Below are 21,832 nucleotides of genomic sequence, written 5' to 3' on the forward strand. Positions count from 1 at the left end.
TGTATCCATTGTCAATATTTTATAAATTTATTATGTGAAACCGATATCTTCCTGCGAGACACCCCGCCTGTCTCCACCCTTACCCCTTGGAGTCTCCACTCTGACGCAAGGGCTTGTCCTTACTCCTGCAAGGGATTGAGCCCCTTTTCTCCCCTGTCTCCACTCTAAAAAAATAGGGTGACTATATAAAAGGGGTATGTGTTGAGTTGATGTGTTAGAGACAACAACCCTTTGCTAAAGGGAAATGTAGTGGATACAGTGGAGATAGTGGAGACATCTCTATATATTCTTACTCCCATGCCCTTGCTGGCCTTTTTTCCTGTCTCCACTCCTGTCTCCACTCCGTCTCCACTCGCATTAAAGCAGTCCATCGAACTCTCCTGGGAAAGAGATACATCTTACCTTCGCCCCACCAAATCTTTTCTCAACATCAAATCGAAGTTTTCCTGTCGCATCTACCTTTGAATGAATCTTTCCCTGATCCGCCCAAGCTCTAATGATCTTCTGTGCCGAAGAATACTTTTCCAAAAAATCATTTACAACGCGTCGGATAATATAAATATTTCCTGCGTCCCTTGTGCCAATTTTGGTATTCGAGTATGTGGTACTGAACTTCTCGTGATTTTCTCCCAAGTAATCCATAAACTCCAACCAGGCGCGCTCCGACTCACTCGCCTCAACGAGCTTTATTAACCGGCTGGCGATAGCTGTCCCCATAGATTTGGTCTCAGCTTGCGCTGTCTCGGTATCTAGTCCAAAAACCCAAACGCTGGAGTAGTAATCAGCGGTCATAACGCAGGCTAATGCGTCCAATTGGCTGTCTATTTTATCGTTATACTGCTGCTTTATCCAAACTTTGGCCCGACGGTAGTAATCGATAATGTCACCATGTTGTGCCTTCATAAGCTCGTTCATGAATGCAATTCCCGCGTGGCCATGGCAATTAGGAAGGAGTCCGTATAGCTGTTGGGATAGTTCCTTGTTTTCGGCAAGTGGCCCACCATCCAGTTCAATCGTCCTGGTCATAAGACCGTCCATCGAACTGGCATTGGTCAGAGGTCCTTCGCCAGTGGTTAACACGATTGTTCTCCACGTGTTTAGTTCCTGGAGTCCAACCTTACCACCTCTGCCCCGCCCTTTACCTTCAGCCAGCATGTACAAAGTACCTGATAAGTCCTGCTTCTTCAACTGAGACAATACTTCACGCTCGTTAACCCCTAGCGGTAGATCGGAGAATAGACTAGCCCGACGTTCTAATGCTGTCGATGTATTATCGAAACTGCTAATGATCACGTTCGGATCACCCCATATCGACATAGCCAACCAGAGCACAGCAGTCTTACCGCCCTGAGAATCACCATGGTTGTGGGTGATAAAGTTACGTTGCGAGAGAACCTTCAATAGCGGAGCCGCAAACCCAGCTGCTAAGATAAACCTGGCATTAGAGGAGTAATTTCGAACCTCATTGGCGATGTTGCACCATTCACCTAAGTCTCCTGCAGTTGAAAACCCTTTCAGTGCGTGTTTACTACCCATATCATCAACATCGATCTCCACGCCCGGAGATAACCCAGGGAAGATAAACTCCTTACCTCTCCATCCAAATCTAGAAACCGCCTTTTGAACTGGAATCCACGGATTACAAAATAGGTATTCATCAAAATACTTCGCAAGACATTTTGCACCCTCCGAACTTACGCTAATCCCCTTATCAGCCAGGGCAATGACCTTTCTAGAGTCTACTGCCATCGATCGCGGGATAACGATGTCCCGCCATCGGCTCATGTGTTTGTAAGAAATCTTGATACTCTCGGTTTCTGTATCATCATTGAATAACCGCGCTGTAATGACCACAGGGCATCCGCACGCCCGAATGACTTGGGGACCGAATTCAGTCATCTTAGTAAAATTAATTCCACTGCTCGTGACCTTGTATCCAAATGGAATTTTATCTCCCTGCGTCGGGGAGTCACTTAAATCTTCCTCGGGAAGGTCGGGGAATTCTTTAAATAGTTCCTGAAGTTCTTTTTGTGCCTGCTGCTTAATCGCACGCTCAAGGTCCACGAGGTTTATCGTCCCCTTAAGCTTGTCCTTTGTCTTGGCGTAAAGAGCCGCATCTTGTTTCTTAACGATCGACAAGGCATTCAACATGTCTTCACTGAACACCTTATCCGTACTTGGTATCCCAAGCATATTAACTTTTGCACGAGCTTGATCATTCTTACCCAAAGAGAAGCTGCAAGGAGACTTAACCCCACACCCATTCGCTGGGCACGAAAAGCCGTGGTTCGTCTTGATGTAGTCGCAAGTATGCGGATTCATCTTGAGTGCTTCAGAGAGCCTAAAATCAGTTCCCTTCGGAGTATAGCGTCCTTTGTCTGGTGATGATAACTCGTGACACTTGTCGATCCCATCCGTGCCTCGAACCACGTTGGTCAGCATCGACAGCCATTCACCATATGTTATGGACGATGCGTGGTGTAGGCAATGCTGCAGGAATTGGCAATTGGCGATCATTAAGTCTGAGCTTCCATCAGTCTCTCGACGCTCAAATGATCCGTGATTGTTACCCGTTAACATAGACTTAAAATCTATATCCGGAATAGCATCCTCCAGTTCAGATGGGTCATAACGTAGGCTTTGATCAAACTGTGTAATGTAAACCGGCTGTTTATTACCGAGTTTATGATTAAGCGTACCTGGTACCCGGAGAACGCGGGATAGGTCTGGGGTTGAATCAAATTTCCATCCACGTTCTGATGCGAGCTTATTGATATAAGCCTGTAACCGAATCATAAGGTTAGAGGCTCTAAGATTTTCTTCTTGAGTTTCAAATATCCAAGGTTCTTTAAAAAGCCAGTATAGGTGTAATCCATTACCTGACCATACGACGATGGACGGTTGGAGGAAATCCGGCAGTATACTTATAGCCTCTTTGACTGTTGCTGGTAAATTAGTTTGTTTATGGGCTGGACCAAGTATATCCATGTCGGCCCATGCGGACGTAATAAAAGATACGTCATTAGCATGGAGCCTTTTATCAGCTTCTATCTCATGCGTTGACCCGCCAAGCCCAAAGTACACGTCTCGCTCATCCTGAATTGCATGCGCAGCGTTCGCCATCATGTTTAAATCGTCAACGGGAAACGACCATGTCTTCCTGTCTGGTAATGTCCAAACATAAACATGGTTACCCGATTCTAGATTATCAAATAGTGCTTTTATGAATTTATGCGTATCTGAAGACTGCCCAGAGCCTGAGTATTGCCCTGTATCTTGATCTTGTGCCATTGAACACCGTCTCCTTAGGGTCCTTAATTACTCTCTTGGGATTCAAGTAAAAGTTGAGCTTTCTTAAGCCAACGGTTTTGATTATATTTTCGGACCTTATCCGGATTCTTCTTTCTCCATGCCCTATCATATTCAAGCTTTCTCTTTTATCTTGGCTATGTGGTTGAGCTTATAACGCCACAATCAACAACGATATCCACCATCTCTTTAACCGTTGCTACTATGTCATAGATGTCAGAATACTCCTTTGGCAATTCCTCGATTGCTACCTTGGATAAATCCTTAGCGGTCATCCAGTCTTCGAGCAGTGATAGAAAACTCTCGTACAGTTGACACTCATCGCCGTTATAAGTGGTTAATGAACGAGTCCATATGTCCTTGGGGCACATACAGCATTCACAGTGGTACTCCATTTATTCTCCCCTCCCATTAACTATCTAAGTTGTTATTCTCCGAACTGTGCCGTATGGTTGCTTTACTTCTTCGGTGATCGGCGGGTTTTCTAAAAACTGTGACAAAGAATCGAGATCAATTAAATATCTATTCCCCGCTCTATGACATTTGAGTTTGCCAGACTTTACGAGTTGCCTAAGCCACCACTCTGAAAAGCATGATCCTGGATCCTGCTCTTTTATAGTTTGGATAGCTTGCTTGATTGTTCTCATTTTAGCCATGATGCAACCCCCCTTCTAGTTCAGGCCAGATTTCTATTTCAGTTACCCCAAGAGCTTCTGATATTTTTTTCCTCCAACCAGGATAGGCAAATATTTTCCCGTTTTCCAATCTAGAAATGTCCGCCGGGTTTACATCTGCCCTCTTTGATAATTGAAACTGAGATAACCCCTTAAACTCTCGCATCTCCTTGAGATTATTAGTCATTGTCATTTTACCCAACCCCCTTGCAACTTGCCTTGGTCTTGAGTACATGGTACAATAAATAAGTTATGTAATTCAATTTTTTATACTAACAAATTAACCTAACGAGGTGTAGTTATGAATGATTTTGACAGTTTTTTAGAAAATGTTGAGCAAGACCTAGGATCATTAACTGAAATTAATAAACCAACCTATTATTTTGAAGAATACCAACAAGTTCTATTTAGCGACTCAAGTATTGTCAATAGGAAATTATTGTATCTTGTCGGATCAAAAGCAGTTACTCAGCCAAAAAGCATTGCGTTTAATAAATCAGAACTGCTAATTGACTTGATCAATCTAGGTATGGAATTTGAAAAAAAATACGGCCAGAATGATGAATTTGCCTACGCAAACGAAATAATAAATTTTTGTAAAAAATATGGACATCCCTTTGAGAGTGAATACTTTAGAAAAAACGCCTACAAGGATAAAAACGGAGAATTTCAAAATATTCATAATTATATTGATCTAAGCGGGAGGAAGCCTCCTACCGGCTATAGTGCTTTTGAAGTAAGAGAATTCAGACGACATGTTTTTATGTTGTATGATACTTTTCAGCTATGGTATGGACTTTTCTTTGATGATCTTCGAAGGGTAATAAAATATTCTCATGATCATTCTTTTACTATTGATGCCAGTAACATCGATGAAAAAATTCGCACCTTAAAAGAATTGTTGCCTTTCAAATTGCTTAAATTAAGTGTTTTTCTGAAATACAACGAAAAAAATGATTCTTATTATATTGAACCGCATGCCGGAAACATCTTCGAAGTGGCAAAGTTTCAGTTTGCTATGTTAGTACTCGGGAAAAGTGAAAAAGGCGTAAAGTTTTGCACAACTTGCGGCAATCCTTTTGAATTCACGCATGGTAATACAAAAAACTGTCCGAAATGCGTGAATGAGTATCAAAAGAATCTAATGAGAAAAAGAAGGGCTGAAAAGAAAGGCGGTCGTTAATAATGGCATCCATCGAAAAACGAAGTGGAAACACTTACCGGATCACCGTTTCTCAAGGTTATGACTCAGATGGAAATAAAATTCGGAAGCAAAAAACCATCACTTTAGATCCTGGTTTAACCAAAAAGAAAATTGAAGATGAACTTAATAAACAAGCGGTCCTATTTGAGCGTGAAGTCGAAAATGGAACTTACCTAGACGGATCCAAGTTAACCTTTGCCGAATTTACAGTACGATGGCGTAAAGACTACGCTGAAAAACAATTGGAACCCAAAACGTTTCACCGATATGAAGATATGCTTAATTCAAGGATCCTTCCTGCAATAGGTCACCTCAAACTAGGAAAGCTGCAACCCACCCACCTGCTACAGTTCTATGACAACTTAGGAGAGAGTGGTATCAGGCGTGATGTAAAATATTCTCTCAAGCCTGAATTCAATGATCTAATGAAGCAGAAGAAATTAAGGATAGTAGATCTGAGCAGACTATCCGGTATATCTGACAAGACTATCATGAGAGCACGATCCGGAAACACATTCTCTTCAAAAACCGCAAGCGCATTAAGTTCTGCTCTCGAGGTGAAACTAGAAATACTTTTCCATGTACATGATACTGGGCCGCTATCCGGTCAGAGTGTTAAGCACCATCACCGGCTCATCAGTTCAATCTTGACATGTGCGGTCCAATGGCAGTGTATTTTAAGTAATCCTGCCGAACGCGTAAAGCCTCCGAAAGTTGACAAGAATGAAGCGGCACATTTTGAGGAAGACATGACGGAGTACATGCTTTCTTTACTCGATGATGAGCCACTCAAGTACAAAACAATGGTATATGTGGCTGTTTACTCAGGTAGCCGCCTTGGTGAGGTGTCCGGCCTTGAATGGTCAGATATTGACTTTGAGAAAAACCTTTTGCAAGTTTGTCGAGCTTCACAATATATACCCGGCAAGGGGATTTTTACTAAGGGTCCTAAGAATGAAAGTAGTAAGCGAATTATTACAATGCCAGCGTTGGTTATGGATCTCTTAAAGCAATATAAAGCATGGCAGAATGAAGAACGCCTTAAGTGTGGAGATCTTTGGGAGGATCAGAACCGTTTATTCACTAAATGGAATGGTAAACCTATCTTTCCAACAACTCCTTCAACCTGGTACCGTAAATTTAGACGAAAGCATAATCTACCTGACGTAAAATTCCACGGTCTGAGGCATACGAACGCCTCCCTGCTTATCGGCCAAGGAGTGGACGTTCAGACAGTCGCCAAGAGGCTTGGTCACACCAAGGCGACAACCACCACAAGTATATATAGCCATTTTCTAAAAAGGCCTGATCAGGAAGCGGCCGACAAGCTTCAAAACCTTTTCAAGAAGAATCCAATTGCTAAGCCGAAAGAAGCATAAATAATAGCGCCTGAGTTAAATCTCAGACGCTTTTTATGTCTAAATAATTGGGGACTATTTGGGGACTATTAACACGAAAAACGACGAAAGAACACGCTATGTTAGGTTATGGTAAAATGGACAGGCCCTGTAATACCAGCTGTTTCAGCATTTTACAACAAGTTAGAAAATGATAAATCGCTCACTCCAAAACCGTCAGTGGGAGTTCGACTCTCTCATCCCCTGCCAAACTCACCAAGGCTTTGAGCCTTTTTCTTTTTGCCCATTTCAGGTTTTGGACAGATTTATTTTATAGGCTCTTCGATAGGGCTTATTTGGTTATTTCATTTTAAGTTGCTTCTTATCAAGTTTACCCAATGATGTATAAGGCAAATAATTAACGAAGGCTATTTCTTTTGGCATCTGGAATCTCGCAATTCTATAGGTAAGCCATTCTAAAAGTTCCTTTTCTGTGAGATCAGCATTTTTATTTGGAAGTACATAGGCCTTCAACCGTTGCCCAAAGCCTTCATCATTAATCCCAATAACTGCTGCATCCTCTACTTGAGGGTGATTTATTAATGCCTGCTCAATTTCAACCGGATAAACGTTTTCACCAGCTGAAACAACCATATCGTCCACCCGTCCACATAAAAAGTAATACCCTTTACAGTCTCGATAACCCAAATCCCCTGTTTCAATCCAAGAACTTTTACTGTTTTTCATTGACCATTTATTTTCAATGCATAATTGACCTACGTTGCCAAAGTTCACTTCATTCTTATTTTCATCCAGTCATCTATTTCTATTTAACCCCATCTTTTAATAAACTTTTTAGTGATATTACACACTTCTACTCAAACAATAATGCGCCCATATTTTTCCAAGATAGCCTAATCACCTCACAAGTTTCTCGCTGAGTAAGGGAAAATCTGTAACTATCTACACTAATTAATATCCAGAATTATAAATATCGAACATTTACGGACATGCTGAATAGAATATATTAATAAAACCTCTCATTCTTCTGCAGATCTAAATGAGGGGGTGAGAGAATGCTTTTAGGCTTTTTAGGTATTTTGGTGGCGTTATTAATCATCATAGCTCTATTGTTAATCATTATCAAAAAAATTTAGAGGCTCTTAGCCAGTAAAAGTTGGCCTGGGTATTTAAACCCAACCTTTCTTTAAACTTGCCTCTGCTCGCGCAATATTAAGGGCTCAACCGTTTTAGCAAAAAAACAGGTTGAGCCCTTTACATCTACATTAATCCATTTTACACTCAATTAAATTCTGCTCTCCGCTTAAAACCATCGTCAACTTACGTTCCACTAACTCATTCTCTAAGTCTAACAGTGGGGTTTTAGCTCCCTCAGACTTGTTTTCAAGATTTTCTACGGCTACTGAAAGCATAAGTTTAATTCGATTGAGTTGATTAACTTCGCTTGCTCCCGGGTCATAATCAATAGCTGCTATATTCGCTTTAGGGTAAGATCTTCTAATTTCCCTAACCATCCCTTTTCCCGTAATATGATTAGGTAAGCAGGCAAAGGGTTGTAAACAAACAATGTTATTAACGCCGCTGCGAATTAACTCAACCATCTCTCCAGTAAGAAACCAGCCTTCACCACACTGATTGGCAAGAGAGAGATGGTTTTCAGCGTACTTGGCAATTTCTTCGATAGGTTTTGGAGCTTCAAACCGTTTACTGGCTTTAAGTGCCTTCTTCATCTCCTTACGATAAGATTCAATTCTATTAATCGAAAAGTATCCAGACACCATCTCCCAAAAACTTCCGGATAGTTTCTCGTATTTAATGCGATTATCAAAAGCACCATACAAGAGAAAGTCAGTAAGGTCAGGAACTACAGCCTCTGCTCCTTCAGCTTCTAACAGTTCAACGACATTGTTATTTGCTGTCGGATGAAACTTAACCAAAATTTCACCAACAACTCCAACCTTCGGTTTGACTAAGTCCTCGTAAAGTTCCAGGCTATCAAAATCTGCTACGATTTGACGAATATTCTCTTCGTGTTCTCTTTTATTTCCACTCTTTAATGATTCTTGACATCTCTCAACCCAATAGTCATATAAGAGATTAGCTGAACCCGGAAACTTCTCATAAGGTCGCACTCTATACAGGACTCTCATCAAAAGATCACCATAGACCAGCCCCCGCATTATCTTATTAAACATAGGAACAGTAAATTTGAAACCGGGATTGGTCTCTAAACTGGATGAATTTCCCGTATTTAAGGCAATGACAGGAACTTGTTCCATATTCGCATCTTTTAACGCTTTTCTGATAAACGAAATATAATTTGTTGCTCGACAACCACCACCCGTTTGAGTCATTATGATTGAGGTGTTATTAATATCATAAACTCCGGATTTCAACGCCTTCATCAGTTGACCAACGACAATAATAGCTGGATAGCAAGCGTCATTATGAACATACCTTAAGCCTTCGTCGACAGCAGACTTATCCACTGAGGGCAGAAATTCTATACTGTAACCAGAATCTTCAAACGCCGTCTTAAAGAACTGAAAATGAATCGGGGACATTTGGGGAGCTAAAATTGTGTGAGTTTTCTTCATTTCCTTAGTAAATATGGCTCTTGCTGGATAATTATATATTCTTTTAGGAGTGAAGTTTCTCTTATCTCGTTCTTTTATTGCGGCGATCAAAGAGCGCAGACGTATCCTTGCAGCTCCCAAATTATTTATTTCATCAATTTTTAAGACCGTATAAATCTTCCCGAATGTTTCGAGTAACTCTTTAATTTGATCAGTAGTCACTGCATCAAGTCCGCACCCAAAGGAATTCAATTGAATTAGTTCTAAATCCCCCTGTTCTGCTACATAACTTGCCGCATTATATTCTCTTGTATGGTACACCCATTGATCAACAACACGCATTGGCCTTTGGACTTTGCCCAGATGTTGAATCGCGTCTTCAGATAGAACAGCAAAACCATAGGAATTTATCATCTCTGGTATACCGTGGTTAATTTCAGGATCAATATGATAAGGCCTTCCCACGAGGACAATTCCCTTGATCTTATTTTTTCGAATATAATTTAGAGTTTCCTCTCCTTTTGTTCTTACATCGACCTTATAACGATCAAGTTCAGCATATGCTTTATCTAGCGCCTGAGCTAGCTCATGCTTTGGTATTCCCTCAGGTTTTAACTCTTCCATTAGTCGTTTTAGCATTCTGCGAGGCATATCCAATGGCAGGAAAGGGTGATAAAACGTGACTTGTGATTCTCGCAAACTGTCCATATTTGCATTAATTGTCTCCGGGTAGGAGGTAACAATAGGACAGTTGTAATGGTTGTCAGCCTCTTTATCTTCTTGTCTTGCATAAGGAATGCAGGGATAAAAAAGTTTATTAATCCCTTTATTAATTAAGTCAACCAGATGCCCATGCGCAAGCTTGGCAGGATAACAAGCAGAATCAGAAGGGATTGTGTCCATTCCTTGCTCATAAATCTTATTTGAGGAACGACCCGAGATTATCACTTGATAACCTAGCTCTGTAAAAAGGGTGAACCAGAAAGGATAGTCCTCATAAATGTTTAAAACTCTCGGAATGCCAATGGTTCCTCTCGTTGCTTTGTCTTTGGCTAAGGGTTTATAGTTAAAAGCCCTTTGGTATTTGTATTCGTAAAGATTTGGGATATCACTTTTGACGAGGTCTTTTCCCAGTCCTCGTTCGCATCGGTTTCCCGAAATATATTCATTTCCACCTGAGAATTGTTTAATGCTTACTAAGCAATTATTTCCACATAAACCGCAACGCTTCATCGTAGTCTCAGTTGTAAAATTGAACAAATCAGCTCCTTGAACAAGACTTGTTTGATACCCAAATTCATATAGATCCTTAGCAATTAATGCTGCACCAAAAGCACCCATTATGCCTGCAATATCTGGTCGGACTACTTCTCTTTTGGTTATTTTCTCAAAGGCCCGAAGGACGGCATTATTATAAAAGGTTCCTCCTTGGACAACAATTTTTTCCCCTAGTTCTTCGACATTTCTCAATCGAATGACTTTATAAAGTGCGTTCTTGATAACTGAAATGGAGATTCCTGCAGAAATATCGCTTATCTCAGCGCCTTCTTTCTGCGCCTGTTTTACTTTAGAGTTCATGAATACCGTACATCGTGTCCCAAGGTCCACAGGATGCCTGGACCCTTCGCTCAATCGGGCAAATTCTTTGACATCCATGTTTAATGAGTTTGCAAAAGTTTCCACAAAAGATCCACAGCCTGAAGAACAGGCTTCATTTAATGTAATGGATTCTATAACCCCATCACGGATCACTAAGCTTTTCATGTCCTGTCCGCCAATATCAAGAACAAAATCGACTCCTGGTTGAAAAAAGTTAGCTGCTGTGTAATGAGCGACGGTTTCAATTTCTCCAATGTCCACTCTGAGGGCCGCTTTAATAAGATGTTCCCCATATCCAGTAACGGCAGAATTTACGATCCTTATACCCTTATTTAGTTTTTCATATAAACTTTTCAAGGCCGCGATGGTAGACTCTAAGGGTTTACCCATGTTGCTGCCATAATAGGAATACAATAAGCTTCCAGCTTTATCGACAAGGGCAATCTTTGTGGTAGTCGAACCGGCATCAATTCCGAGAAAGGCATCTCCTTCGTAATTATCAAGTTCCACTCGATTGACTTTATGCACAGCATGTCGCTTCTCAAATTCGTTATATTCCTCTTCACTTGCAAATAAAACTTCCAACTCTTCATTCTCAGAATTATCGACCTTTAGGATCTCAGGTACTTTATCGTACAACTTCTGAAGGGTGATAGGCGCCATTTCACCAAAAGACAGTGCCGCTCCGATTGCCACAAAAAATTGGGAGTTCTCAGGAAATATGACATTCTTGTTCTCTAGCTTTAGAGTTTCAATAAAGCGATGTCTCAGCTCCGACATAAAATGAAGAGGCCCGCCTAAAAATGCTACATTTCCTTTAATAGGCCGTCCCTGAGCCAGGCCGCTTATCGTCTGATTTACAACGGCCTGAAAAACAGACACCGCAATGTCTTCCTTGGCAGCCCCTTCATTTAATAAGGGCTGAATATCAGTCTTTGCGAACACTCCACATCTAGAAGCTATTGGATAAATGTGATGATAGTTTTTAGCTAATTCATTTAAGCCCAAGGCATCTGTTTGCAATAGGGAAGCCATCTGATCGATAAATGCTCCGGTGCCCCCGGCACACGTTCCATTCATTCGTTGCTCAATGGATTCTCCAAGAAAAGTAATCTTGGCATCTTCACCGCCAAGTTCAATGGCAGTGTCCGTATTGGGAATAACAAGCTTTATGGCATTCGTACACGCAATCACTTCTTGAATAAAAGGTATCTCCAGAGTTTGAGAAATATTATACCCACCAGATCCAGTAACCATCAGGGTCAATAAATGTCCCTGTATAATAGCTCTGGCATCATCAAGTACTTTAATAACCGTATTTCGAATGTTAGAGAAGTGCCTTAAATACTTCTTGTAAATAATATTTTTGTCCTTATCTAAAACAACTATTTTTACAGTTGTAGAACCAATGTCCAAACCAATATTTAAAACTCTGCTACTCATTTTTTTCCTCCACTATGCACAACGTTTTTGAAAATTCGGCTCGCTCTATCATTCAGGTCTGGCTATGGATGGTTAGATTGGTAATGGCGAGAATTATCTATAACAAGCTTATGCCTTTTGTAAATATTTTAATATAATTAGAAATACATGTCTGAATATCAGTATCAAACGTAAGTTTGTTCATGACTAAAGATGTGAAAAATAGGCCGAAACTGGTTGTTAAAAAATTCACAGCTAATGTTTCTGGATTTTCAATGATGGCCCCTCGATTCCTCATTTCTTCGAAATAACGGTTTAAAAGTTTCTTAAACTCATTCGGGAACTTATATAATACAGCTTCAAAATGAGGATTTAATTCTTCGTTTTTTAAATGCATTAGAATAATTTTTCGGTTTTTATATAAAACATCTTGGTAGGAAGAACAAATTTTATTCAAATCTCTTTCTAAATCCCATTCTAAGCTTTCAAATAATGCTTTAAATTGAGGAGAAAAAACAAATTTATCCAAGGACCTTTCAAATAAATTATGTTTACTTTCAAAGTGCCTAAAAAGAGTCATTTGGCTTACGCCAGCTTCTTTAGCTATTTCTTTAGTAGTAACAGCAGTGTACCCTTTTTGCGAGAAGAGGACAATTGAAGCATTTATTATTTTTTCTTCCGTAGTGCACATAGTCCTTCTCCAATCACTCTACTTTCATCATGTTAGTTCTTACTAACATCATCTATTTTATCATTCTCCCTACATAACTTCAATCCAACATCATGGCACTATTTCCTATATTTGTATTCATCCTCTTACAGAAAAGATTCTAGATACGGAAAACAATTATACAACTTGTAATAATTTGTCTCTATAGCGAAAAATGGCCCTGTCCCTTAGAAAAGACAACTACTTTATTCAAAATGTATTCTCAATAGAAATAGGGGCTGTAATCTTTTACAGCCCCTATTTCTATGACCAGCGCATTCAGTGCACCTAATACGGCCGCAGACGATTAAAGCCTGGCAACCACCAAAGTTTTCTAACGATTATTCGCTATTTTCAATTGACTGACTAATGTCTCGCTTATTTTGCTTGGAACTTCTTCATAGCGCAGGAAATCCATAGTGAATGAACCTTTCCCTTGAGTTAAACTTCTTAAATCTATAGCATAACGCATCATTTCGGCCTGTGGTACGTGTGCCCGTATGGATGGGTTTTTTCCGCTGGCATCCATCCCTAAAACTTTTCCCCGTTTTCCATTAAGGTCCGCAATTACATCTCCCATGAAGACTTCAGGAACTCTCACTTCTATTTCAACAACTGGTTCAAGCAAGGTGGGTTTTGCTAACTCTACCCCTTTGCGAAAAGCCATGATCGCTGCAAGTTTAAAGGCCATTTCTGAAGAATCAACAGCATGATACGAGCCGTCACAAAGAGTAACTTTAATGTCTGTTACCGGATATCCTACCATAGTTCCTTCTGACATAGCCTCACGAATTCCCTTTTCGACTGCTGGAATGTATTGCTTCGGTACAGACCCTCCAAAGATCGACTCAGCAAACTCAAAGTCACTGCCTTCAGATGGTTCTATGTTAATCCATACATGCCCGTATTGACCATGTCCGCCCGTTTGCTTCTTGTGTTTACCTTCTACCTTAACTGCTTTACGAATAGTCTCACGATAAGGCACGCGAGGAACTTTTAAGGTCACATCAACTCCAAATTTCCGGGTTAGCTTTTCCTGGAGAATCTCAAGTTGCATTTCTCCCAGCCCTGTTAAAATTAGTTCTTTAGTCTCAGTGTTTTTACTGATCCTAATTGTAGGATCTTCCTCAAGCAAACGCGTTAACGCACTGCTAAGCTTATCTTCATCCCCTTTAGTCTTCGCTTGAATAGCTACTGATAGCGCAGGGATCGGAAAGTCTATCCCCTCAAGCTCGATAGGATGATCTTTTGCACATAGTGTGTCCCCTGATTTTACCTCTTGCAGTTTTGCAATAACTGCAATATCTCCCGCTAACACAGATCCAACAGGCTCCTGGATTTTACCTCTCAAATAAAAAGGTTGCCCAATCTTTTCCTCTGATTCGCGACTTGAATTATAGACCAATGATTCAGCAGTAAATTTTCCTCCGTAAACGCGAAGGAAAGACATTTTCCCAACATAAGGATCTGTTAGCGTTTTAAAGACAAGAGCCGCTTTATCTTGAATTGTTTCCGGGGGGGGAGCGAATTTTACCAAGAAATCCATAATCTTTGAAATCCCGATATTTTTATTTGCAGAACCGCAGAGCACTGGAATAATAAGATTTTGCCTTAATGCTTCCTTCAAGGCAGTTTGCAGATCTGCCTCATTTAATCCTTCCCCTTCAAGATACTTCATTAATATTTCATCATCTGCTTCCGCAACTGCTTCAGCTAATTGTTCTCTTAAAAAATCGGTTTCCTCCCTGTACTCGACTGGAACCTCCTTGACAGAATACTTCCCACTTCCATCTGGGTCATAGTCGTAGGCTTTATTTTCGAGAATATCGATTAACCCTTTAAAACTTGATTCCTGCCCCATAGGAAGTTGTAGAGGAACCAGCCTTGCTTCAGGATAGGCATCTTTTAGCTGATCCACCACCTTATGGAAATTGGCATTCTTTCGATCTAATTTATTAATAACAATAATCTTAGGGAGTTTTTGTTCCTCCATAATATTCCACGTAATTTCCGATTGGACTTCAAGCCCTGCTATCCCGCAAAGTACGAGAACTCCGCTCTCAACGACACGTAAACCACTCTTAACTTCTCCTAAAAAGTCTAAGTATCCCGGGCTATCGAGAATATTGACTTTAACTCCTTGCCACTCAAACGGAGTAAGACTCGTACTAATCGACACTTTGTGTTTAACTTCTTCGGGCAGATAATCTGAGACTGTGTTTCCTTCAGAAACTTTGCCAATACGATTGATCGCACCTGAATTAAATAGAAAGGTTTCCGCCATGGAAGTCTTTCCTGCACCACCATGCCCAACTAGACAGACGTTGCGAAGTTGATTTGTGTCATAGGTTTTCAAGACGATTCCTCCTTGATTTGTTATTTAAGAAAAAGGACCGAGCCTTTTTACTTGCAACAGATTACCGGAGTTTCTATGTCTAGATCCTAGATTAGTACTAATTTATTGATTAGAGTGGGTCAAGTATTCTCAAGTTTGGAATATTAATTTATTTTTTCGTACGTGCCCCATACCTGTGGCTGTTTATTGAGGATCATACATTTGCCTTTGGCCCAGACAGAATCGACCTGCAGGTCTTCATCAAGCACTACCAGGTCAGCGTCATAGCCTGCGCGAATCATCCCTTTGTTTGTAAGGCGCAGTACGTTTGCTGCATTGGCTGTAATTGTACGCAAGGCTGCCTCCAAAGGAATTTCGTGTTGCATGACTGAACTTCTAATATCACGCCATAAAACTTCTACTGAACCGACTCCCATGCCAATAAGTATGCCTGCTTCGTTGTATCTAGGCATACCTCCATTCCCGTCTGAGGTTACGGTGATCCTATCATTAAGAAGTTGCCGTTGGTACAACATTTTTAAGACTGACGGCACCTGCAATTCAACTGGAAAATCGTCACACCCTGCCGTGAGATCGATATGCCCTCCTGCTAAAAGAAACTGAATCCCTTGTTCTAGTAAAGTATGAGTTCGATTAATATGAGTGGGTATAAATTGAGTAATAGGGATATCTGTTTTATCTAATATTTCCCATATAGGTTGTAAACCTTGTTTCCCCTCTCCTAGATGAACGTGAACGACTCCTGCTTTTCCTCCGAGCATTCCGCCAACTCTAGCTTCTGCCGCTAAATGCTCAAGTTCACTGATTTGAGGTTGTGCCGAACGATGATCAGAAATAGCTATTTCCCCGGCACCAATGACCTTTGAAATCAAGACTAGGTCTTGTTCTAAGGTTGGCAAAAGTGTTCTCATGGGAACTCGGTAGCCCCCACTATAGATATAGGTGCTTATTCCCTCTTCCTGGAGTGCATTAGCTTTAACCAAAAGCTCTGACATAGAGCGTGATACGGAATCTGTCCCCAGACAACCAACGACGGTTGTTGTTCCAGCACGAGTTATTTGAGAAAGTTGAAGTTCCGGAGTACGCGAAGCAGGTCCCGCTTCGCCCCCTCCTCCACATATATGTACATGAGCATCTATAAAACCTGGGACCAGTGTCTTACCTTGAAGGTCGATTACTTCCCCTTCTGCAAAATCAGGCAGTCTCAGATTTTTACCGACTGCAGCAATGCTAATTCCAACAATCAACAAGTTCGAATCATCAGTATACTCAGGACAGTAAATTTTGGCGTTCTTAAGAAGTACCCACACTTTTACCTCTCCCCTCACGAGGTATAATGCCCCAATCCTGGTTCAATATTCCATGCATTTAACATTTCTTCATCGTGGGCCAAAATCCTTTATGCCTAGTAATCACTCCGAAAATTTCCTAAGCATTTCTTTTTTTCCGCAAGCATATGGTTATATATAACTCAGATTAGGGAGGGTTACATGGCGAGAAGGACCTTTGTCTACGGTGCAGTTATACTTTTAGGAGCAAATTTGTTAAACCGCCTGTTGGGCTTCGCCTACCAATATTTAATAATGATAAATATTGGAGGTGAAGCCTATGGTTTGTTTAATATGGTATTTCCTATGTACATGATGGCTCTTGTTGTTACAACAGCGGGTATTCCACTCGCAATTGCCAAAATGGTTTCCGAAGAAGTATCTCTTGGACGTATTTCTGATGCCCAATCCATCTTCCGTTTAGCCCTTTGGCTCCTCAGCATTTCAGGAGCCTTCGTATCAATTTCTCTCTATTTCCTTTCCCCTTATATAGCTCACAAGATCTTTTCTGACCCAAGAGTGATTAACGTCTTTCTCATATGCACTCCTGCAATTTTTATCGTTTCTGTATCATCAGTCTTCCGGGGATATTTTCAAGGTTTACAGAATATGGTTCCCACGGCTGTAAGCCAAATTTGCGAACAGATAATTCGAGTGGCAGTCGGATATGCGGCAGCTCTTAGACTTTTGAATTATGGTGTAGAATGGGCTGCAGCAGGATTAGCACTAGGCATGTTAGCTGGCGAATTCGTCGGATTGATCGCTATTATTATCCAATATTGGAGGGCAAAACTTAAAGTCACACGAGACAATCAGGCAAGAACTTTTTCCTCACGCCAAATATTAATCAAATTATGGAAATTAGCTTCGCCTGTTACCGTTGGAAGACTGCTGTCTACGGGTTTGTCTTCATTAGATGCAATAATCATCCCTCTTCGTCTTCAAGTAGCGGGATATTCTGCACGAGAAGCAGTAACCTTATTTGGACAGCTTGGTGGTTCTGCTTTTACACTGCTTACCTTTCCCAGTGTCTTTACATTTGCCTTAGCAACCTCACTGGTACCTGCCATATCTGAAGCAACCGTAAGACGACAATTAAACGTCGTCCGAGCACGCAGCGCTGAAGCCATTCGTTTAACGATCTTAATTGGAATTCCTTGCCTTATTATTCTCTTTTATTTTGCTCGTCCATTGACCGCGTTTTTCAAGAGTTCAGAAATTGCACCAATCTTGCGTGTGTTAGCTTTTGGAGGGATATTTTCTTACGTACAACAAACCACAACGGGAATTTTGCAAGGAATCGGAAAAGTTCATCTTCCAGTTGTCCATTCCATCATTGGGGCTGTCATTCGCATCCCCTTGCTCATCTACCTTACAGGTCTCCCCCATTGGGGTCTGCGTGGAACTGCATGGGCATATGCATTTGGTTATTTTATAATGGCTGTCTTAAATATCGCGGCAATTTCAAGGTACACGGGAATGCCTTTAGATCTTCAACGATTTGTTCTCCAACCAGTTTTTGGCGGAGTAGGTATGCTTCTCATATTTCAATTTTTGGATCCGTTCTTTAGCAGCCATCCTTTAGGGTATCCCATTGAATTTTTAGTTGGAATAGTCGTTTATGGTACAATTCTATTATTTAATGGCGGCGTCACCTTTGCCGATCTAAGACGACTGCCATGGATCGGAAAGTTTCTTCCGCCCTAAAATTTATTCCACAATCGACGAATTTGGTTTCCCCATTGCCAATAAGATAAAACAAATGTCACAAGAACAACTAATAATGCCAAAATCTTGTAAACAAAATATACTTTTATGACAGTTAAAAAAACCATTCCGAGTCCTAATATAGCAGGAATTGTTAATAATTTAAATATTGAACGTTTATCCTTCTTATTTCGGAATCCTGGATAGGAGAAAACGATCGCAAATAATATAAAATAAAATATAAACGTGCCAATTATCATTTAAGCTTCCTCCATTAGTAAAAACACAATAACTATCCATTATTTATGCACTATAAACATTGAAGCATATGTGAATACTACAATTGTGTCAGTAGATAGAGTTGAGAGGAGATGTGTTTATGAGTCGCAGAAATAGAAATAGTGGAATTTTACCGGAATCGGTGTTGGAGCAATTCAAATGGGAAGTTGCAGATGAACTAGGTATAAGCTCAAAAATTAAGAGTCAAGGTTGGGAAAACATGACCTCTCGAGAATGCGGTCATGTCGGAGGACGAATTGGTGGAAGCATGGTTAAAACCATGATCCGCAGAGCAAAAGAATCCTTAAATGAGACTTCCTTATAATCAATAGGTAAAGGAGTACAGAAATAATCTGTACTCCTTTAATTATACCCCGTTATCGAGCAAACTGTTGGATGTGTTAAAATATTTTTTCCAAGGTTCAATCCCTTTAAAATCCGTCAAATCACTATGCATTGGAGTAATCGAAATAAAATCTTCTTGGATCGCTCTTAAATCCGTATCATCTTCAAGATCTTCTGCCCTATTGCCACATTGCCAATAATAAGCACGCCCATGAGGATCAACTCTTCGCTCAAACACATTGTCATAAATAGCCTTACCAAGTCTTGTCACTTTAACTCCAGCCCACTTAGACTGAGGTTTGCCCGGAAAGTTTATATTCAATAAGCCTTTCTTATGACACTTAATGATATAATCTAAATGCTTTGCTAAATAGACTGCAGACGGTTCGAAATCCGTAAATTGATAGTTTGCTAAAGAAACAGCTAATGAAGGAACGCCCAGTATTACTCCTTCCATGGCCGCTGAAACTGTTCCAGAGTAAAAAACATCTGTTCCTAAGTTAGAGCCTTGGTTAATTCCCGAAATAAGCAGATCCGGCTTATTAATAAGCCCTCCTTGGATAGCAAGTTTAACACAATCAGAAGGCGTACCGCTAACGGCAAATCCCTTTTGATGGCTGTCAAGATCATGTTCTGTTACAAACAAAGGATGAAACAAGGTTATAGAGTGGCCCGTGGCAGAACGCTCACTTTCTGGAGCAACAATACTAATATCATGCTCTGTCAGGGATCGAAGTGAACGATATAATGTTTGAATACCAGAGGCATGATATCCATCATCATTTGTCAGTAAAATATGCATATAATTCCTCCGATTATTCTACTTCGTAAACAGAAATAACCATTTTATCTTCTTTTTTAGTTAACCCAAACATTAAGTGATGTCCCTTGAGGTTTTTATTTAAAAAATCAACCACTTTATATAGTTCACCATTCACACTTAAGCGTTGTGAGGCAATAAGTTCTATCTTTCCTTGACGATCAGACGGGTTTATATTGTCATTCACCCAAAATTACCTCTTTCTTAGCGTCTGTGTCCCTGAATTAATGAAAATGCTTCCGATCTAGTGATAGGGTTTGTCTTAAATATCCCACGTACGGCAGACGTTAATGTTTGTGATCCTGCTTTCTTAACCCCTCGCATAGTCATACACATATGCTCTGCTTCAATAACCACCAAAACGCCCAGCGGGGCAAGTTTTGCCATAATAGCATCTGCGATCTCAGACGTTAAACGTTCTTGAAGTTGTGGTCTGCGTGCAAACCCTTCAACTACACGAGCGAATTTTGATAAACCTGTTATCTTACCTTTTCTCGGGATATAAGCGACATGGGCCTTGCCGTAAAATGGGACAAGGTGATGTTCGCACATGGAATAAACCGGTATATCCTTCACGATAACCATCTCTTCGTGTTCTTCTGAAAATTGAACATTCAAATGATAACCAGGGTCTTCATGTAAACCGCTAAATACTTCAGCATACATTTTAGCCACACGCTTTGGTGTATCCCGTAACCCTTCGCGTTCAGGATCTTCCCCAATAGCTTCTAAAATCATGTAAACAGCTTGCTCAATCTTTTGTAAATCCATCCCCATAATTCTTTTCTCCTTTACTCTATATGGTCCTTCATTAGATTTAACTTAACTATAGTTGTCCCATAAATACATGTGTTTGAGGAATAACTCTTACGTTAGTAAGTTTCTTAAGAAAAAAACTTTGCCATTCTAGAAGTTGATAAGGTTTAGGGGTATTTATCTCATTTGTTGCTGTTACTGGTTGTAAGATTGTTGGGAGCAGAGGATCTACCGCCACAATTAAATCACGAGCGTACTGGAGTTCCGTAAGACTGGTTTCTTGATGAACAACAATTTTGACAAAGACTTCTTTTTGAAGACTGGAGCGCAGAAAAGACTCATGAACATCCCAGAAGCTTTGACCATCAAATGGCAGCTTAATATCCATACTTATTATATCAACCCAAGGTAGGATCTTATGAAGCTGCTCAGGTAATGTTCCATTAGTTTCAAGGTATATCTTAATGCCTTTCTCTCTCAAAAAAGGTAAGATTGCTCGTAATTCGTTAACCCACAAAAGTGGCTCCCCTCCTGTGATACTCAAAGAATGATGAAGAGAAAAATCATAAATTTGCAACAACTTTATAAGTTTTTCAATTGGAACAGGGTTTTCAGACATGTTAAAAACTCCCGACCCTGCTTCCGTCTCCATGCGCAATTGTTGGGGTGCTGTTGTCACCGTATCACAATATGGACACCTTAAATTACAGTTTGGCAAGCGAAGAAAAATTTGCCTTACTCCAACATAAGGGCCTTCCCCTTGAATTGAAGAGAATATTTCCGTAACTGGCAACTTAAGCATTACGAAACCCCTCGCACTTTACAACGCGCAAGACGCATAGAAAGAACCTCATCACAATAATGTTTGGCAACGCTCTCTCCAAATCCTAATACATCTTGAATCCGGAAATCACCTAAGCCTATGGTTGGAATGGGTGTATTCAGCTTGGAAACATTAAGCCCGCAATGAATCATACTAGACACTGGTGAAAGGGTGCTAATACTTACAGAAAGCTTTTTATCTTCTTCATAAAGATCATCCCCACTCCGACTTAGGGTCTTCACCCCAAATTTTTCAAGTTCTTCCTTGATTGTAGCGATGAGCAGGCGTTGCCGAATAATTGCCTTTTCTAAATCCATATCAAAATGTTCTACAATAAAATGCAACATGTCTTCGCTGTAAATCCAATCCTTAGCCAAGACATCCTCCATGTCTACCATCTCGTTTTGCTCTACACGGCAGGAGCCACGGAATACACTTATACTGTCCCCCATTAAACCAAAATTTTTATAGGCAAATAAAGACTGAAGTTGGCTGCCATCGTAATTTAGGAGTTTGTGCTCTATAAAGTATTTCATTAAAATTCCCTCTCTTCTGGGTCTCTGGTCA

Annotated in this window: 18 protein-coding genes; 4 read left to right on the top strand and 14 right to left on the bottom strand. The window is 40.5% G+C overall.

Annotation, left to right across the window (positions count from 1 at the left end; genetic code table 11):
• Positions 1-357: 357 nt before the first annotated feature.
• The 4 genes from BUB11_RS08000 to BUB11_RS08015 form a co-directional block, all read right to left on the bottom strand.
• Positions 358-3,291: a DUF927 domain-containing protein gene (locus BUB11_RS08000; protein WP_073029236.1), complete on the bottom strand. Its 2,934-nt coding sequence runs from the start codon at positions 3,289-3,291 to the stop codon at positions 358-360.
• 155 nt (positions 3,292-3,446) lie between these two features.
• Entirely contained in the window at positions 3,447-3,704 is a 258-nt protein-coding gene (locus BUB11_RS08005; RefSeq protein ID WP_073029237.1) for a hypothetical protein, read from the bottom strand.
• 24 nt (positions 3,705-3,728) lie between these two features.
• Positions 3,729-3,965, bottom strand: a complete 237-nt coding sequence (locus BUB11_RS08010) for a MerR family transcriptional regulator (RefSeq protein ID WP_073029238.1) — start codon at positions 3,963-3,965, stop codon at positions 3,729-3,731.
• The gene (locus tag BUB11_RS08015) at positions 3,958-4,176 is read right to left on the bottom strand and encodes a helix-turn-helix transcriptional regulator (RefSeq protein WP_073029239.1); all 219 of its coding nucleotides are present in this window, start codon (positions 4,174-4,176) and stop codon (positions 3,958-3,960) included. The genes BUB11_RS08010 and BUB11_RS08015 overlap by 8 nt, the downstream gene beginning before the upstream one ends.
• 108 nt (positions 4,177-4,284) lie before the next feature.
• On the opposite strand from BUB11_RS08015, the gene BUB11_RS08020 reads away from it, so the two are divergent.
• Together BUB11_RS08020 and BUB11_RS08025 are read left to right on the top strand one after the other, a co-directional pair.
• The gene (locus BUB11_RS08020) at positions 4,285-5,166 is read left to right on the top strand and encodes a hypothetical protein (RefSeq protein ID WP_073029240.1); all 882 of its coding nucleotides are present in this window, start codon (positions 4,285-4,287) and stop codon (positions 5,164-5,166) included.
• A gap of 2 nt (positions 5,167-5,168) precedes the next feature.
• Complete coding sequence (locus BUB11_RS08025) at positions 5,169-6,566, top strand: site-specific integrase (RefSeq protein ID WP_073029241.1); 1,398 nt, start codon at positions 5,169-5,171, stop codon at positions 6,564-6,566.
• A gap of 318 nt (positions 6,567-6,884) precedes the next feature.
• Here the strand turns inward: BUB11_RS08025 and BUB11_RS08030 are convergent, their stop codons facing one another.
• The 5 genes from BUB11_RS08030 to iadA form a co-directional block, all read right to left on the bottom strand.
• Complete coding sequence (locus BUB11_RS08030; RefSeq protein WP_084110219.1) at positions 6,885-7,271, bottom strand: class I adenylate-forming enzyme family protein; 387 nt, start codon at positions 7,269-7,271, stop codon at positions 6,885-6,887.
• 539 nt (positions 7,272-7,810) lie between these two features.
• Complete coding sequence (locus BUB11_RS08035; protein WP_073029242.1) at positions 7,811-12,163, bottom strand: 2-hydroxyacyl-CoA dehydratase; 4,353 nt, start codon at positions 12,161-12,163, stop codon at positions 7,811-7,813.
• 97 nt (positions 12,164-12,260) lie between these two features.
• Positions 12,261-12,833 (bottom strand): TetR/AcrR family transcriptional regulator, encoded by a 573-nt coding sequence (locus tag BUB11_RS08040; protein ID WP_073029243.1) that lies wholly within the window; start codon positions 12,831-12,833, stop codon positions 12,261-12,263.
• Positions 12,834-13,185: 352 nt separating this feature from the next.
• Positions 13,186-15,207: an elongation factor G gene (gene fusA, locus BUB11_RS08045; RefSeq protein ID WP_073029244.1), complete on the bottom strand. Its 2,022-nt coding sequence runs from the start codon at positions 15,205-15,207 to the stop codon at positions 13,186-13,188.
• Positions 15,208-15,350: 143 nt separating this feature from the next.
• The gene (gene iadA, locus BUB11_RS08050; protein WP_073029245.1) at positions 15,351-16,517 is read right to left on the bottom strand and encodes a beta-aspartyl-peptidase; all 1,167 of its coding nucleotides are present in this window, start codon (positions 16,515-16,517) and stop codon (positions 15,351-15,353) included.
• Positions 16,518-16,697: 180 nt separating this feature from the next.
• On the opposite strand from iadA, the gene BUB11_RS08055 reads away from it, so the two are divergent.
• Together BUB11_RS08055 and BUB11_RS08065 are read left to right on the top strand one after the other, a co-directional pair.
• Positions 16,698-18,242 (top strand): putative polysaccharide biosynthesis protein, encoded by a 1,545-nt coding sequence (locus BUB11_RS08055; RefSeq protein ID WP_073029246.1) that lies wholly within the window; start codon positions 16,698-16,700, stop codon positions 18,240-18,242.
• A 379-nt stretch (positions 18,243-18,621) separates the two neighbouring features.
• Positions 18,622-18,846, top strand: coding sequence for an alpha/beta-type small acid-soluble spore protein (locus tag BUB11_RS08065; protein WP_073029248.1), 225 nt, complete (start codon positions 18,622-18,624; stop codon positions 18,844-18,846).
• A gap of 42 nt (positions 18,847-18,888) precedes the next feature.
• Here the strand turns inward: BUB11_RS08065 and surE are convergent, their stop codons facing one another.
• The 5 genes from surE to BUB11_RS08090 are packed head-to-tail and all read right to left on the bottom strand — an operon-like array spanning position 18,889 to position 21,801.
• Positions 18,889-19,668: a 5'/3'-nucleotidase SurE gene (gene surE / locus BUB11_RS08070; protein WP_073029249.1), complete on the bottom strand. Its 780-nt coding sequence runs from the start codon at positions 19,666-19,668 to the stop codon at positions 18,889-18,891.
• Between the two features lie 13 nt (positions 19,669-19,681).
• Positions 19,682-19,873, bottom strand: coding sequence for a YpmA family protein (locus tag BUB11_RS08075; RefSeq protein ID WP_073029250.1), 192 nt, complete (start codon positions 19,871-19,873; stop codon positions 19,682-19,684).
• Positions 19,874-19,890: 17 nt separating this feature from the next.
• Complete coding sequence (folE, locus tag BUB11_RS08080; RefSeq protein ID WP_200797888.1) at positions 19,891-20,463, bottom strand: GTP cyclohydrolase I FolE; 573 nt, start codon at positions 20,461-20,463, stop codon at positions 19,891-19,893.
• A gap of 49 nt (positions 20,464-20,512) precedes the next feature.
• Positions 20,513-21,244: a 7-carboxy-7-deazaguanine synthase QueE gene (locus tag BUB11_RS08085; protein WP_073029251.1), complete on the bottom strand. Its 732-nt coding sequence runs from the start codon at positions 21,242-21,244 to the stop codon at positions 20,513-20,515.
• On the bottom strand, positions 21,244-21,801 hold the full coding sequence (locus tag BUB11_RS08090; RefSeq protein ID WP_073029252.1) for a DUF366 family protein: 558 nt from the start codon (positions 21,799-21,801) through the stop codon (positions 21,244-21,246). Before BUB11_RS08090 ends, BUB11_RS08085 begins: the two co-directional genes overlap by 1 nt.
• Between the last annotated feature and the right edge of the window lie 31 nt (positions 21,802-21,832).

The sequence above is a fragment of the Desulfosporosinus lacus DSM 15449 genome, assembly GCF_900129935.1.
GTDB lineage: Bacteria > Bacillota > Desulfitobacteriia > Desulfitobacteriales > Desulfitobacteriaceae > Desulfosporosinus > Desulfosporosinus lacus.

Coding starts and splice junctions, on each gene's coding strand:
- BUB11_RS08030 (WP_084110219.1), bottom strand. CDS start 7,271: ATGAAAAACAGTAAAAGTTCTTGGATTGAAACAGGGGATTTGGGTTAT.
- BUB11_RS08020 (WP_073029240.1), top strand. CDS start 4,285: ATGAATGATTTTGACAGTTTTTTAGAAAATGTTGAGCAAGACCTAGGA.
- folE (WP_200797888.1), bottom strand. CDS start 20,463: ATGGGGATGGATTTACAAAAGATTGAGCAAGCTGTTTACATGATTTTA.
- BUB11_RS08005 (WP_073029237.1), bottom strand. CDS start 3,704: ATGGAGTACCACTGTGAATGCTGTATGTGCCCCAAGGACATATGGACT.
- BUB11_RS08090 (WP_073029252.1), bottom strand. CDS start 21,801: ATGAAATACTTTATAGAGCACAAACTCCTAAATTACGATGGCAGCCAA.
- BUB11_RS08025 (WP_073029241.1), top strand. CDS start 5,169: ATGGCATCCATCGAAAAACGAAGTGGAAACACTTACCGGATCACCGTT.
- surE (WP_073029249.1), bottom strand. CDS start 19,668: ATGCATATTTTACTGACAAATGATGATGGATATCATGCCTCTGGTATT.
- BUB11_RS08055 (WP_073029246.1), top strand. CDS start 16,698: ATGGCGAGAAGGACCTTTGTCTACGGTGCAGTTATACTTTTAGGAGCA.
- BUB11_RS08065 (WP_073029248.1), top strand. CDS start 18,622: ATGAGTCGCAGAAATAGAAATAGTGGAATTTTACCGGAATCGGTGTTG.
- BUB11_RS08010 (WP_073029238.1), bottom strand. CDS start 3,965: ATGGCTAAAATGAGAACAATCAAGCAAGCTATCCAAACTATAAAAGAG.
- BUB11_RS08000 (WP_073029236.1), bottom strand. CDS start 3,291: ATGGCACAAGATCAAGATACAGGGCAATACTCAGGCTCTGGGCAGTCT.
- BUB11_RS08040 (WP_073029243.1), bottom strand. CDS start 12,833: ATGTGCACTACGGAAGAAAAAATAATAAATGCTTCAATTGTCCTCTTC.
- BUB11_RS08035 (WP_073029242.1), bottom strand. CDS start 12,163: ATGAGTAGCAGAGTTTTAAATATTGGTTTGGACATTGGTTCTACAACT.
- BUB11_RS08085 (WP_073029251.1), bottom strand. CDS start 21,244: ATGCTTAAGTTGCCAGTTACGGAAATATTCTCTTCAATTCAAGGGGAA.
- BUB11_RS08015 (WP_073029239.1), bottom strand. CDS start 4,176: ATGACAATGACTAATAATCTCAAGGAGATGCGAGAGTTTAAGGGGTTA.